This is a genomic window from Bacteroidota bacterium (assembly GCA_034723125.1).
Taxonomy (GTDB): Bacteria; Bacteroidota; Bacteroidia; order CAILMK01; family JAAYUY01; genus JAYEOP01.
In genome coordinates, this window is sequence record JAYEOP010000212.1 from 1 (window position 1) to 13,876 (window position 13,876).

Sequence of the window (13,876 nt, forward strand, 5' to 3'; positions counted from 1 at the left end):
CACTTCTCACCTCTCACCTCTCACCTCTCACTTCTCACTTCTCACTTCTCACCTCTCACTTCTCACCTCTCACTTCTCACCTCTCACTTCTCATCTGTTTATAATTAGAAAATGGCTTTGGAAACTGGAAGAAAGTAAAAGCTTGTTTTACAAAATTTGCTAAAATATTTGCTTACAATATAAAATCATTTTATCTTTGACCATTCGGTTAAACCGTTTGATTAAACCTTGTGGTTAATATTTGGAAAAAATGGATAAAAAACAATTAGATACTGAAAAGAGAATACTTGATGCTGCAAAAAATGTATTTATAAAAAAAGGGATGTCAGGGACACGAATGCAGGAAATTGCTGATGAGGCAGGAATTAATAAATCTTTACTTCATTATTATTTTAGAAATAAGGAAACTCTTTTTTACACTGTTTTTGAAGAAAGTCTTTTGAAAATGCTTCCTATGTTAGCAGGATTGTTCGATTCGGAAAAGGAGTTGTTTGGAAAAATTGAACTATTTTTTGAACATTATATTTCTTTTTTAATATCAAATCCTTATTTGCCCGAATTTATTTTACACGAGTTAAACATGAATCCGGAACTATTGCTGAATAAATTTTTAAAAGGAAATATTAGTACTTTAAAAAATATTTTTTTTAAACAAGTAGAACAGGAGCATAAAAATGGGAATATAATTGATATAAAGCCTTCACAGTTGTTAATAAATATGATTTCACTAAGTGTTTTTCCTATTGTTGCTGAGCCTTTATTAAAAGGAATTTTTGAAATGTCAGAAGATGATTTTCATTCTTTTCTTATCAGCAGAAAAAAAGAATTGGCAGATTTTGTAATAAACTCAATAAAAGTAAAATGAGAAAGTTAGTTTATTTATTAATATTTAGTTTTTTGAGTACTTTTTTATTTGCTCAAAAAACAGACACTTTAAATTTGCAAAAATGCTATGAATTTGCGGAAAATAATTTTTCTTTATCTGCTACGGAAGAATTGTACAAAAAGACAAATGAATTGAATATTCAAAAAGCAAATGCTACCTATTTACCTCAATTTGATTTAAATGCAAAAGCAACTTATCAATCGGAAGTAACTTCAATTGACCTTAGCGGATTACCTTTTCCTATTGATATTGATGCACCTTCGCAAGATCAGTATCAGGCAACTTTTGACCTTAGTCAGATAATTTATGATGGTGGAATAACAAAAAAAATGAAGGAGCTACACAATGTAAATATGAACATTGACATCCAAAAGCTCAATATCGAAAAGTTTAAATTGAAGGAAAAAATAAATAATTTGTTTTTTTCAATATTGTTGTTAAATGAAAATTTAGAGCTTATTAATTTATTAAAAAAAGACCTTGATGAGAAAATAAAAGTTATTGAATCAGGGATAAAGAATGGTGTTTTAATAGCATCGGATGTTTATGTTTTACAAGCAGAAATTATAAAGGTTGAGCAAAACGAAATTGAAATAAAGAGTAAATTAAAAAATCTCAGAGATGCACTTTCCGAAATAACATCTCTTGAAATAACTGAGAATACAGTATTTGAAGAAAAAAATACTAAGAATAATTTTTTGCAAAATGAAAATTATGAAATTACTAAGCGTCCCGAAAAGGAACTTTTTAATTTGCAAAAGCAAAAAATAAATGCAGGAATAGAAGTTATAAAGTCAAAGAAAAATCCGAAACTATTTGCTTTTGGTCAACTTGGTTATGGCAAACCCGGATTGAATTTTTTAAGTAACGAATTTGGTGAATTTTATTTTGTGGGGGTTAAAATGAATTGGAATATTTGGGATTGGAAACAAAACAAATATGAACAAGAAATTATGAAACTAAATAAAGATGTGTTGGATTGTAAGGAGAAAAATTTTGATAAAAACATAAAAATAGCACTTGATTATCAGACAAATGATATTGAAAAATTTGAAAAATTAATTTTAAAAGATAAGGATATAATTGAACTGAAAGAAAAAGTAAAAAAAGTTGCTTCTTCAAAGTTAAAAAACGGAACAATTACCTCATCTGAATATTTGACCGAATTGAATGCAGAGATACAGGCAAAGTTGAAATTGGCAATTCATAAAGTTCAGCTTGAGCAGGCGAGAATTAATTTCATGATGATAAAAGGAGTTTTGTAAAAAAGAAAAATTAAAAAATTATGAAAATAATAAATTTAACATTAATTGCTTTGATACTGTTGTCAGGATGTAGAAATAACGAACAAGAATCTGATGCTTACGGAAATTTTGAAGCAAAAGAAATTATTGTATCGGCAGAAGCAAATGGGAAGATATTAAAGCTGTATATTAATTCAGGAGAACTTTTGAAAGAAGGTCAAAAAATAGGGCTGATTGATACTATGCAACTTTCGTTAAAACTATCACAAATAGTAGCACAAAAAAATGCTATTCAAACAAAATTTGAGAATATTGTTTCTCAAGTGAATGTTCTTGAAGAACAGAAAAAAGTTTTTTTAACGGAAAAAAGAAGGCTTGAAAAACTTGTAAAAGACAAAGCAGCACCAAAGCAAAAACTTGATAAAATTGACGGAGAAATTAGAATCATTAACTCAAGAATAAAATCAGTAAATACTCAAAGAAATTCTATAAGCAAAGAAATAGAGGTACTTCAAAAACAAAAAGAAATAGTAAAATTCCAACTTGAAAAATGTAAGATGATAAATCCTGTTAAAGGAACAATTTTAACAAAGTTTGTGGAGCAAGGAGAAATGGCAGGTATTGGAAGACCCTTGTATAAAATTGCTGACATTTCAGAAATGTTTTTGAGGGTTTATATTAGTGGCAATCAATTGCCAAATATAAAAATCGGGCAAAAGGTTGATGTTTTTATTGATAAATCAAAAAAAGAAAATCAAAAACTTAGCGGAAAAATAAGTTGGATATCATCACAGGCAGAGTTTACACCAAAGATTATTCAAACTAAAGAAGAAAGAGTTGATTTGGTTTATGCAGTAAAAATAATTGTTAAAAATGATGGAAGGTTAAAAATCGGGATGCCGGGAGAAATTGATTTTGAATGAAGAAATTCAGTGAGCAGATGAATAAAAATAAAAGTATAATTGTTCATAATGTAAGTCGTAGCTATGATGAGGAAGTAGCTTTAAAAAATGTTTCATTTGAAGTGAACAAGGGCGAAATATTTGGTTTTATTGGACCTGACGGTGCAGGAAAAACTACACTTTTTAGAATAATTACAACTGTTTTGCTTGCTGATAAAGGTGAAGTAAGTGTTGAAGGATTTGATGTGGTTACAGAATATAAAAAAATTCGTAAGTTAATTGGATATATGCCGGGAAGGTTTTCTCTTTATCCTGATTTAAGCGTTGAAGAAAACCTGAATTTTTATGCTACAATTTTCGGGACAACAGTAAAGGAAAATTACCATTTAATAAAAGATATTTATTCTCAAATAGAACCATTTAAAAAACGACTTGCAGGGAAATTATCGGGAGGAATGAAACAAAAACTTGCTTTGTCTTGTGCATTAATTCATAAACCCAAAGTGCTTGTTCTTGATGAACCCACAACAGGTGTTGATGCTGTTTCAAGAGTGGAATTTTGGGAAATGCTTAAAATTTTGAAAAAAATTGGGATTACAATAGTTGTGTCAACTCCGTATATGGACGAAGCAAGCAAATGCGACCGTGTTGCTCTTATTCAAAAGGCTGAACTAATGACGGTTGATAAACCTGAAAATATAATTAATGGTTTTGAAAAAGAAATTTTGTCAATTCGTGCAGATAATATTTACAAACTGCTAAATGACTTAAGAATCTTTAAAAAAACAGATTCAGTTTTACCTTTCGGACAGACTGTTCACTACATTGAAAAAGGTGGAGAAGTTGAAAATATTAATGAAATTGAAAAATATCTTATTGAAAAAGGAAATAAAAAAATAAAAATTGAAAAGACAAAAGCAAATATTGAAGATTGTTTTATGGATTTAATGGGAAGAGAGGAAGAAGTGCCTAAAGTACTTGGAGTTGGTGTTACGAAGAAAGTGCCTAAAGTACTTAAAGTGCCTTGAGTACTTAGAGTTAGTGTTACGAAGAAAGTGCCTAAAGTACCTAAAGTTAGTGTTACGAATAAAAATGTTGTGTAAAAAATTTGAATTAAAAAATGTTTAAAAAGTATAAGGCAGTTGATTACTTGGATAACTTTAGGCACTCCAAGTACTTTAGGCACTCTAAGTACTTCTTAATAAAAAAAAATTGATATTAAAAATGTTTAAAAATTATAAGGCAGTTGATTACTTGGATAACTTTAGGCACTCCAAGTACTTTAGGCACTCTAAGTACTTCTTAATAAAAAAAAATTGATGTTAAAAATGTTTAAAAATTATAAGGCAGTTGATTACTTGGATAACTTTAGGCACTTTAAGTACTTTAGGCACTCTAAGTACTTCTTAATAAAAAAAATATGAATAAAGAAGTCATCATAAAAGTAAAAGACCTGACAAAGAAATTTGGTAGTTTTACTGCAAACGATAATTTAACTTTTGAGGTTTATCGAGGCGAGATATTTGGCTTTTTAGGAGCAAATGGAGCAGGCAAAACAACTGCTATTAAAGTTTTGTGTGGTTTATCGTATCCAACTTCAGGTAATATTAGTGTTGCAGGATTTGATGTTTATAAGCAGAGAGAAAAAATAAAAAAGAACATTGGATACATGAGTCAATTTTTCTCATTGTATCAAGATTTAACAGTAATTGAAAATATTCGTTTTTTTGGTGGAATTTATGGATTAAAAAGAAAAGTGATAAAAAAACAAACGGAACAATTACTTGAAAGACTTGATTTTTCACAGATAAAAGATAAACTGATTGCTGATATTCCTTTGGGCTGGAGGCAAAAGCTTGCTTTTTCCATTGCTATTTTTCATCAACCTAAAATAGTTTTTCTTGACGAACCAACAGGTGGTGTTGACCCTGTAACAAGACGACAGTTTTGGGATTTAATTTATGAAGCTACAAACAATGGTATAACAGTTTTTGTTACAACACATTACATGGAAGAAGCTGAGTATTGTGATAGAGTTTCTATAATGGTTGATGGTAGAATTGAAGCATTGGATACACCCGGCAATTTGAAGGAAAAGCATAATGCGGAAAATATGGATGAGGTTTTTGTTAAACTGGCAAGAAATTAATTTTGAAAAAATAAGATGAAACGTTTTTGGGGTTTTGTAAAAAAAGAGTTTTTTCACATTTTTAGAGATGTGAGAACACTGCTAATAATCTTTGGGATGCCAATTGCTCAAATTCTTGTTTTCGGTTTTGTTATTACTAATGAAATCAGGGATGCAAAAATTGCAGTTTATGATAAATCAAAAGATAATGTTACTAATGAAATAGTCCAAAAATTATTATCGTCAGGTTATTTTTTACTTACAAAAAACATAAGTAATGAGAAAGAAATTGGAGAAAGCCTTAAGAGTGGCAGTGCAAAAGTAGTTATTGTTTTTGAAGATAATTTTGCAAAAAATCTTGAAAAAGAAAAAATTGCAAATATTCAAATACTTGCTGATGCATCGGATCCCAATAGTGCAAATATGGTTGTAAGCTATGCAACAGCAATAATTCAGACTTATGTGCAGAATGAGAATATAAATATAAAATCGCCAATGCAGATAAAGCCTGTAGTGCGTATGCTTTACAACGAAAATCTTAAGGGAGCTTATATGTTTATTCCCGGCACTATTGCTTTAATTTTAATGTTAATTTCTGCTATGATGACCTCTGTTTCTATTGCAAGAGAAAAGGAAATGGGAACAATGGAAGTGTTACTCGTTTCACCACTAAAACCGATACATATAATTCTTGGCAAAGTAACTCCTTATGTGCTACTTTCATTTATAAATGCTGTTGTTATTATCATTCTTGGAAATTGGGTTTTTGATGTTCCCGTAAAAGGCAATATAGTGTTGCTTCTTGCTGAATCATTACTATATATTTCAATGGCACTGTCACTGGGGATTCTGATATCAACAGTATCAAAAAGTCAACAAATAGCAATGTTTATTTCAATGTTTGCTTTAATGCTACCATCAATTCTGCTATCGGGTTTTATTTATCCAATTGAAAATATGCCCAATGTTTTACAATGGTTTAGTCTTTTTATGCCACCAAGATATTTTATTTCAATACTAAAAGATATTATGCTCAAAGGTGTAGGATTTATGTTTGTGTGGAAAGAAACTGCAATACTTCTCGGAATGACCTTGGTTTTTATAATTTTAAGTGTTAAAAAATTCAAACAAAGACTTGAGTAAATAAATTTTTAATGAGAACGATTTTATACATACTTCAAAAAGAGTTTATTCAAATTTTTAGGGACAAAACAATGTTGCCTATCATTTTTATAATGCCAATTATACAGCTTGTTATTTTGGTAAATTGTGCAACATTGGAAATGAAAAATATTAATATTTTTGTTGTTGACAAAGATTTGTCTTCTACATCACGTTTAATGATTAGTAAATTTGATGCATCACCTTTCTTTCATGTCAAAGGAGGAGTATTTGATTTAGCAAAAGGAGAAAAAGAAATAATTAAAGGTAATGCTGATATTATAGTGCATATCCCCAAAGGTTTTGAAAAAAAATTACTTAAAGAAAACCATAGTAAAATACAAATCTTAATAAATGCAATTAATGGTATGACTGCCGGAATTACAAACGTTTATGCTAATTCAATAATTCGGCAATTCAATGGTGATATTGTTATGGAAATGCAAAATATTACTACTTTAAAAGCTGTAAAAAGAATTAATATAAATTATTCGTTTTGGTATAATCCTCAGATGAAATACAAGATATATATGCTTCCAGGTATTTTGGTTATTTTAGTTACCGTTGTCGGGATGTTTTTAACGGCTTTAAATATTGTGCGTGAAAAAGAAATGGGAACAATTGAGCAAATAAATGTTACTCCAATTAAAAAATATCAGTTTATGATAGGGAAGTTATTACCCTTTTGGATTATTGCTTTATTTGAACTTGCTTTTGGGTTGCTTATTGGTAAAATATTTTTTAGTTTGCCAATAGTAGGAAATATTGCTTTGTTGTTTGCTGTTGGTGCTGTCTATCTTTTAGTTGCATTGGGAATAGGATTGTTTTTATCAACAATTTCAGATTCACAACAACAAGTAATGTTTATCTCATTTTTCTTTTTATTAATATTTATCCTTACCAGCGGAATATTTACTCCAATTGAAACCATGCCTGCTTGGGCTCAAAAGCTAACTGTAATAAATCCTATTCGTTATTTTATGCAAATTATAAGAATGATTTTACTCAAAGGTTCTGAATTTAGACATTTTCAAAAGGAGTTTTTTACATTGTGCATTTATGCAGTTGTGATTTTGAGTATAGCAACATTTAGATATAAAAAAGTTTCATAGGAAAAGGGATACATGATGCGAGTTAAGGGGGGGGCTATTTACAGTAAAACTCAATCATCTGTGAAATAGCTCTTTGGCAAATTGGACAAAAGTTATTTTCAGAAATTGAACGCATAGTACAGTCCATAAAAGGTCGATAAACACCTTCGGAAAGATATCCACCACCTTCATAAACACCTATTTTATTTTCATTTTTATTAATCTTTGGAGTAGGGATTTTAGTTTTTTTATCAATTAAATCTTTCCATTTTTTTTCAAAATCAACTAAAGTTGTAATATTTGGTTGCCATGGTTCAACTTCAATTGAGAAAAAATTTTCATAAGAAACATTACCTTCGTATTCATCTGCTAATCCGGCAAATGCATGTCCGAATTCATGATTTTGTAAAAAAGATGCATATTTATTATCACTTGTTGCAATTGAATAAAAGTTATAAATTCCCCCTCCTCCATATTTTGAAGAATTTACAAGAATAAAAATATTATCGTAAGGTACATTTGAAGCAATATCTTTAACAGTAAAATAACTTTCGGTAAGTAAATATCTTTCGCTTTCAAAAGTATTAAAGCTTGAATTTAAAATTGTTTCTTTGAGCAATGCATTTTGAGGAATGTCTGTTCCATTTTCTATTGATGGAGATATTACCCCCCAAATATTAATGTTCTTTTTATAATTTTCGTAAGGATGATAGCTAAACATATTTTTCACAAAAGTTGTTGCATCTTTTCTGAATTTTTCCATTTCGTCTTTTGTATAACCTTCTGCTAAAATAGCAATATCAACATTTGTTGCTGAAGCACCTGAATAGAATAAATTTATAGTATCAATTCCTGCATACATATTTTCTTGAAATTTAATAGTGTCAGAAGAAAATTCTAAATTTAAAATCAAATTCGGTTTATGTTCTTTATCCCTTAAAAAAAGTTTAACAACAACAGCTTTTTTAGGAAAAGGGATTACAAAGGCTTCTTCAAATTCTTTTATTTCAGTTTTACCCTTAGAGGTTGTTCTATATTCCTCAAACATATCACAAAAACCGCTAGTGTAAATTAATTTACCTGAAGCTTTATCGTAAACATGAAGGCGATATGTTCCGTATAAAAAACTATCAATTAAATTTACTTTTGTTCCACCCCAAAAAGGATCTTTTTTAAAACCTTTAAGCCTAACAGATTCAGAATCAATATTTCCCTTTATGAAATATTCTATCCTTAATGATTGTTCTTTAAAATATTTGTCAAAGTTATTTTGTCCTAAAATTAAAAAAGGAAATGCTACAAAAACCAGCAGAGGTATTATTTTTGTTTTCATGAAAATAAAAATTTATTAAAAATAGATAATCAAATAACAGTGAAATTCTAAGAATCAAAGGTAGTGCAATTTCAAAAATTGAAGTGTTGAAATTTACATAAATTTGAAATAGAATTAAAAATGTTGTATATTTGCATGATAAGTTGAATGCGACAAAAATTAGCCCTGAAAAATATAGAGAAAGTATGGAAACTATATCAACACAAGCAGAACAGCAATTTGTTTCTACAGCTCAAATGTTAAGAAAAGAAGGAATTGAAAAAGGAATTAGAAAAACTGCATTGAAAATGATTGATAAAGGTTATTCAAATTCCGAGATTATTGAATTAACAACTTTGAGTGAAAAAGAAGTAAATATTCTTAGAGAATTGTAATAGTTTGAATAACTAAAAGCAATTCATATAGCTTAAAATTTCATGTCTAAGACTTCACACTCTGGCAGTCAGCATATCAGAACAAGATTAGCTGTTTTCTAAAAAATGTTAAACAATCTCAAAATTATCTCTGTCATTCAAAAATGGCATTTGCTTACGTGCTTTCATTAGGTCTTGAGCACTTATTTTTACATGCAAAACTGTTTCAATATCTGTAGCTTTTATTATAAATTTCCCGATAGGGCTTATTGCCATACTTTCACCTGTGTGATAAACATCGTTGAAATCATTTCCTATCCTGTTTACTGCAAGTAAAAACGATTGATTTTCAATGGCTCTTGCAAAAAGCAAACTCTCCCATTGCAAGGCTCTTCTTTGTGGCCAATTAGCTACAAGTACTATTAGGTTATAATCTTCTTTATTTCTTATCCAAACAGGAAATCTTAAATCGTAACAAATAAATGGAGCAACTTTCCAACCTTTAAAATCAACAATTAATTTTTTGTTACCAGCTTGATAATGGTTTTGTTCTCCGGCAAGAGTAAAAAGATGTCTTTTGTCATAAGTTTCATAAGTACCATCAGGTCTCATCCAAATTAACCTGTTGTAAAAATTATTGTTTTCGCTTATAATTATGCTACCGGTAATAACTGCATTCTTTTCTTTTGCATGTTTGCTCATCCATTGCATTGTGGCACCATCCATTTCTTCAGCATTTTTTTCGGGGTTCATGCTAAAGCCTGTAGTAAACATTTCAGGAATAACTATTAGGTCGGTTTTGTCAGGAATTTCATTTGCAAAAATTTTATCAAATTTTTCTAGATTAGCTTTTTTGTTTTCCCATACAAGGTCAAGTTGTACAAGTGCGGCATTTATATCTTGCATAATATTTCAATTGCTTTTTCTAATGTTTTTTCTTCTTTAGCAAAACAAAATCTTAGTATTTTTTCATCATCTTTTTTATGATAAAACGAAGAAACAGGAATTGAAGCAATTTTACTTTCTTTTGTAAGTCTTTTAGCAAAATCACGGTCATTCTCTTCAGTAATTTTACTATAATCAAGGCATTGAAAATAGGTGCCTGACGAAGGTATTATTTCAAATCTCGAGCTTTTTATTCCTTCCATAAAAAGATCTCTTTTCTTTTGATAAAAATCCCCTAACTCTAAATAATGTTTTTCGTTATCTAAAAAATCGGCATAAGCATATTGTAAAGGAGTAGGTGCTGCAAACATTAAAAACTGAAAAACTTTTTTAAATTCTTTTAATAATTTTTCAGGAGCAAGAACGTAGCCCATTTTCCAACCGGTTGTATGATAAACTTTTCCAAAAGAAGAAACAACAAAACTTTTATTAACTAATGAAGGAAAACGACAAATACTTTGATGCTCATAATTATCAAAAATTATGTGTTCATAAACCTCATCACTTAAAACTACAATATCCCTGTCATTAATAATTTTATCAAGTTTTAACAAGTCTTGAACGTTTAAAATACTCCCTGTAGGATTATGAGGAGTATTAATTATTATCATTTTTGTTTTGCTGTTAAGGAGTCTTTTTACTAATTCCCAATCAATTTTATATTCAGGAGGTTCCATTTTAACATATTTGGGAACTCCTTTATTCATCAATATTGCTGGCAAATATGAATCGTAAGCAGGTTCAAAAAGAATCACTTCATCCCCTTCCTTTACCACAGAAGAAATAGCTGTGTATAATGCTTGAGTAGCACCTGCTGTAATAACAATCTCAGTTTCAGGATTATATTTTGTTGAATAAAGCTTCTCTATTTTTTCTGCAATTTTTTCCTTTAAACCTATATAACCCGGCATTGGGGCATATTGGTTTCTCCCCTCCTTCATATATTTGTTAACCAACTCAATAAGTTCTGCGGGGCAATTAAAATCAGGAAATCCTTGAGAAAGGTTGATGGCATTTTCTTCTTTTGCCAAAGTTGACATTACTGCAAAAATGCTATCATTAAAACCTCTTAGTTTGGAATTTATCCTTCCGGAAAATTGTACCATAATATATTTTATATATTTAAAAAACCTCTTTTATACTTACGAATTTCTTTAATTTTTATTTTATTCTTTCATCTTAAATAATAATGTGCAAAATTAAAATAGCACTCATATATTCAAATTCTATACCTTATAAATGCAAAATCTTACATTAATATTTTTTTCCAAAAACTGAAATAGCTATATTTATTATTTAAAGTTAAAAATAAAAAAAAGCTAAGTTATATAATTTTTAGACAAAAAAAGCACATCACTACAAAAAAGATGATGTGCTTTCATTTTTTGAAAGAATATGAATTATGAGGACTTATACTAAACCACCATCAAGATACTGAAAATAAAACATTTCTTTTCGCCCTGTTTTTATTCAAAAAATTATTCCGTAGCCATAGCTATGCAAGAATTTTGTGAAGAAAAACAAAACAAAAATAATTTATTTTCTTAATCAGCATCTTAATAGCGGTTTAGTATTATATAAACTTCATACTTCTGCCAACAAAATCAGTCAGTTCTTTTCCTTTCAAAATATTCTTAGAAAGGCGAGCTAAATCATAAAGTTGTTTTGCAATTTGGGTTTTATCGTTCTTCTCTTTTGCATCAACAATCTTTTTTGCAAACTCATGATTTGTGTTAACAACAATATTATATGTTGTTGGCATATCACCCATTCCCATCATACCTCCGCCACCAAGTTTCGACATTTCACTGAAACGTCTCATAAATTCATCCTCAGTAATAACCACAGGAGGTTCATCAGGTGAAAGAGATTCTGTTTTTACAATAACTTTATCATTGTTTATTACCTCTTTATAGATTTCAGTAAGACTTTCCTGAGCTTTTTTCCCAAGTACAGATTCTTTCTTTTCATCTTTATTAATAAGTTGGTCAACAGAACTTGCGTCTATTCGTTTGATTTGAATATTTTCAAGTTTTTGCTCAAGTGTATTTATAAAGTGACTATCTATTACTTCGTTAAATTCTAAAACATTGTAATCTTTTTTCTTTGCTTGCTCTATGTATGAATACTGTTCTTCTTTATCGGATGTATAAAGCCAAATAGTTTTTTTATCTTTATCTTTTTGGTTTACTTCAGTTTTTTTCTTGTATTCATCAAAAGTAAAATAGTTGTCATCAACATCTTTAAAAAGGACAAATTTTTCAGCTTTTTCATAAAATTTTTCATCAGTAAGCATTCCATATTTTACAAAAACACCTATGTCATTCCATTTTTCATTATAATTTTTACGATCATCTTTAAACAACTTTTGTAATTTTTCAGAAACCTTTCTTATGATATAACTGCTTATTTTTTTTACATTTTTATCGGATTGCAAAGCACTTCTTGAAACATTCAAAGGAATATCCGGTGAGTCGATAACTCCATGAAGTAAAGTTAGAAACTCAGGAACAATATCATCAACAGTATCTGTTACATAAACCTGATTACTGTATAATTTTATTTTATTTTTCTGAAGCTCCATATTGCTACTTACTTTGGGAAAATATAAAATTCCTGTAAGCTTAAAAGGATAATCAACATTAAGGTGTATCCAAAATAAAGGAGGCTGGGACATTGGATATAACTCACTATAAAAGTTTTTATACTCTTCTTCTTTAATTTCTTTAGGTAACTTTGTCCATATCGGATTCGTATTATTAATTACACGTGGTTTTTCTACATCTTTTTCAATGTCTTTTCCGTCCTTGTCTTTTTTTCCTGTTTTTTCTTTTACTGTTTCAGTACCAAAAAAGATTTCAAAAGGCATGAATTTAGCATATTTCTCAAGCAATTCATTTATTTTAAACTCCTTAAGATATTCATTAGCATCATCTGAAATATGAAGTATTATTTCAGTTCCTCTAGTCTTTTTTTGTGATGCTGTTATTTTGTAATCAATACTTCCTGAGCAAGTCCATTTTGCAGCTTCTGTATCTTTTTTATAAGATTTAGTAATTATTTCTACTTTATCAGCAACCATAAAAACAGAATAAAAACCAAGTCCAAAATGTCCTATTAATTTATTTTTACCTTCTTTGTCCTCGTATTTTTTCAAAAACTCTCCAGCACTCGAAAAAGCAATTTTATTAATATATTCTTCAATTTCTTTTGCTGTCATTCCAATTCCATTGTCAATTACCGTCAATGTTTTTTGCTTTTCATCAAGTTTTATTTCAATTTTAGGTTTTCCTACCTCATCCTCATATTCACCTTTTGAAGCATATACATTTAATTTTTGGATTGCATCTGTAGCATTTGAAATCAATTCTCTTAAAAAAATTTCCTGATCAGTGTATAAAAACTTTTTTATCAACGGAAAAATATCTTGTGTCTCTACGCTAAGTTTACCTTGTTTCATAAATAAATTATTTTTTAAATTTTATTTTATCAATTAAATCACGCAGGATTTTACAACAAACATGCCGTCAGAAAATGATATGGCATTTTGGCAGATTTATATGCTGAACGGTCATAAACTGCATTTTGCTGTATTGTGTAAACGAATAATAATCAATACGTTAAACATAGTATCAAGATTCAAATCAAGACCAGCCGAAGTATAGATTTGCATTATCAAGTTAAACAGAAGTTTCGTTTTAATAACTAACTCAAGTTTCGCATAATAATTCTGTGTGCTAACATATTTATTATCTGACTGTTATATTATGTATTTTTTCTTAGTGCAACTTTGTGCCTTGGTGTCTTTGTGGCAAGATATTGATAATTAGCCA

The 13,876-nt window shown here is 29.1% G+C and carries 12 protein-coding genes; 8 read left to right on the plus strand and 4 right to left on the minus strand.

The window, feature by feature from the left end:
* The first annotated feature begins 250 nt into the window (after nt 1-250).
* The 7 genes from U9R42_06060 to U9R42_06090 all read left to right on the plus strand — a co-directional run bounded on the left by U9R42_06060 (nt 251) and on the right by U9R42_06090 (nt 7,433).
* Nucleotides 251-865 (plus strand): TetR/AcrR family transcriptional regulator, encoded by a 615-nt coding sequence (locus U9R42_06060; GenBank protein MEA3495584.1) that lies wholly within the window; start codon nt 251-253, stop codon nt 863-865.
* Nucleotides 862-2,151 (plus strand): TolC family protein, encoded by a 1,290-nt coding sequence (locus tag U9R42_06065; protein MEA3495585.1) that lies wholly within the window; start codon nt 862-864, stop codon nt 2,149-2,151. The genes U9R42_06060 and U9R42_06065 overlap by 4 nt, the downstream gene beginning before the upstream one ends.
* Nucleotides 2,152-2,171: 20 nt before the next feature.
* Nucleotides 2,172-3,053: an HlyD family efflux transporter periplasmic adaptor subunit gene (locus U9R42_06070; GenBank protein MEA3495586.1), complete on the plus strand. Its 882-nt coding sequence runs from the start codon at nt 2,172-2,174 to the stop codon at nt 3,051-3,053.
* Complete coding sequence (locus U9R42_06075) at nt 3,050-4,060, plus strand: ABC transporter ATP-binding protein (protein MEA3495587.1); 1,011 nt, start codon at nt 3,050-3,052, stop codon at nt 4,058-4,060. Before U9R42_06070 ends, U9R42_06075 begins: the two co-directional genes overlap by 4 nt.
* Before the next feature lie 392 nt (nt 4,061-4,452).
* Nucleotides 4,453-5,181, plus strand: a complete 729-nt coding sequence (locus U9R42_06080) for an ABC transporter ATP-binding protein (protein ID MEA3495588.1) — start codon at nt 4,453-4,455, stop codon at nt 5,179-5,181.
* Nucleotides 5,182-5,196: 15 nt separating this feature from the next.
* Nucleotides 5,197-6,303 (plus strand): ABC transporter permease, encoded by a 1,107-nt coding sequence (locus U9R42_06085; protein MEA3495589.1) that lies wholly within the window; start codon nt 5,197-5,199, stop codon nt 6,301-6,303.
* A gap of 11 nt (nt 6,304-6,314) precedes the next feature.
* Nucleotides 6,315-7,433: an ABC transporter permease gene (locus U9R42_06090; GenBank protein ID MEA3495590.1), complete on the plus strand. Its 1,119-nt coding sequence runs from the start codon at nt 6,315-6,317 to the stop codon at nt 7,431-7,433.
* Nucleotides 7,434-7,467: 34 nt separating this feature from the next.
* On the opposite strand, the gene U9R42_06095 is transcribed toward U9R42_06090, so the two are convergent.
* On the minus strand, nt 7,468-8,745 hold the full coding sequence (locus U9R42_06095) for a M64 family metallopeptidase (GenBank protein ID MEA3495591.1): 1,278 nt from the start codon (nt 8,743-8,745) through the stop codon (nt 7,468-7,470).
* A gap of 185 nt (nt 8,746-8,930) precedes the next feature.
* Here U9R42_06095 and U9R42_06100 point away from each other — a divergent pair, with 185 nt between their 5' ends.
* The gene (locus U9R42_06100) at nt 8,931-9,119 is read left to right on the plus strand and encodes a hypothetical protein (GenBank protein MEA3495592.1); all 189 of its coding nucleotides are present in this window, start codon (nt 8,931-8,933) and stop codon (nt 9,117-9,119) included.
* A 108-nt stretch (nt 9,120-9,227) separates the two neighbouring features.
* Here U9R42_06100 and U9R42_06105 read toward each other — a convergent pair whose 3' ends face one another.
* The 3 genes from U9R42_06105 to htpG form a co-directional block, all read right to left on the minus strand.
* Nucleotides 9,228-10,004 (minus strand): amidohydrolase, encoded by a 777-nt coding sequence (locus U9R42_06105; protein MEA3495593.1) that lies wholly within the window; start codon nt 10,002-10,004, stop codon nt 9,228-9,230.
* Nucleotides 9,992-11,149 (minus strand): methionine aminotransferase, encoded by a 1,158-nt coding sequence (locus U9R42_06110; GenBank protein ID MEA3495594.1) that lies wholly within the window; start codon nt 11,147-11,149, stop codon nt 9,992-9,994. The genes U9R42_06105 and U9R42_06110 overlap by 13 nt, the downstream gene beginning before the upstream one ends.
* 467 nt (nt 11,150-11,616) lie before the next feature.
* The gene (htpG, locus tag U9R42_06115; GenBank protein MEA3495595.1) at nt 11,617-13,503 is read right to left on the minus strand and encodes a molecular chaperone HtpG; all 1,887 of its coding nucleotides are present in this window, start codon (nt 13,501-13,503) and stop codon (nt 11,617-11,619) included.
* Nucleotides 13,504-13,876 lie beyond the last annotated feature (373 nt).

What these genes read in the sequence shown, in the direction of transcription:
- U9R42_06060 (MEA3495584.1), top strand. Translation starts at nt 251, where the DNA reads ATGGATAAAAAACAATTAGATACTGAAAAGAGAATACTTGATGCTGCA.
- U9R42_06065 (MEA3495585.1), top strand. Translation starts at nt 862, where the DNA reads ATGAGAAAGTTAGTTTATTTATTAATATTTAGTTTTTTGAGTACTTTT.
- U9R42_06070 (MEA3495586.1), top strand. Translation starts at nt 2,172, where the DNA reads ATGAAAATAATAAATTTAACATTAATTGCTTTGATACTGTTGTCAGGA.
- U9R42_06075 (MEA3495587.1), top strand. Translation starts at nt 3,050, where the DNA reads ATGAAGAAATTCAGTGAGCAGATGAATAAAAATAAAAGTATAATTGTT.
- U9R42_06080 (MEA3495588.1), top strand. Translation starts at nt 4,453, where the DNA reads ATGAATAAAGAAGTCATCATAAAAGTAAAAGACCTGACAAAGAAATTT.
- U9R42_06085 (MEA3495589.1), top strand. Translation starts at nt 5,197, where the DNA reads ATGAAACGTTTTTGGGGTTTTGTAAAAAAAGAGTTTTTTCACATTTTT.
- U9R42_06090 (MEA3495590.1), top strand. Translation starts at nt 6,315, where the DNA reads ATGAGAACGATTTTATACATACTTCAAAAAGAGTTTATTCAAATTTTT.
- U9R42_06095 (MEA3495591.1), bottom strand. Translation starts at nt 8,745, where the DNA reads ATGAAAACAAAAATAATACCTCTGCTGGTTTTTGTAGCATTTCCTTTT.
- U9R42_06100 (MEA3495592.1), top strand. Translation starts at nt 8,931, where the DNA reads ATGGAAACTATATCAACACAAGCAGAACAGCAATTTGTTTCTACAGCT.
- U9R42_06105 (MEA3495593.1), bottom strand. Translation starts at nt 10,004, where the DNA reads ATGCAAGATATAAATGCCGCACTTGTACAACTTGACCTTGTATGGGAA.
- U9R42_06110 (MEA3495594.1), bottom strand. Translation starts at nt 11,149, where the DNA reads ATGGTACAATTTTCCGGAAGGATAAATTCCAAACTAAGAGGTTTTAAT.
- htpG (MEA3495595.1), bottom strand. Translation starts at nt 13,503, where the DNA reads ATGAAACAAGGTAAACTTAGCGTAGAGACACAAGATATTTTTCCGTTG.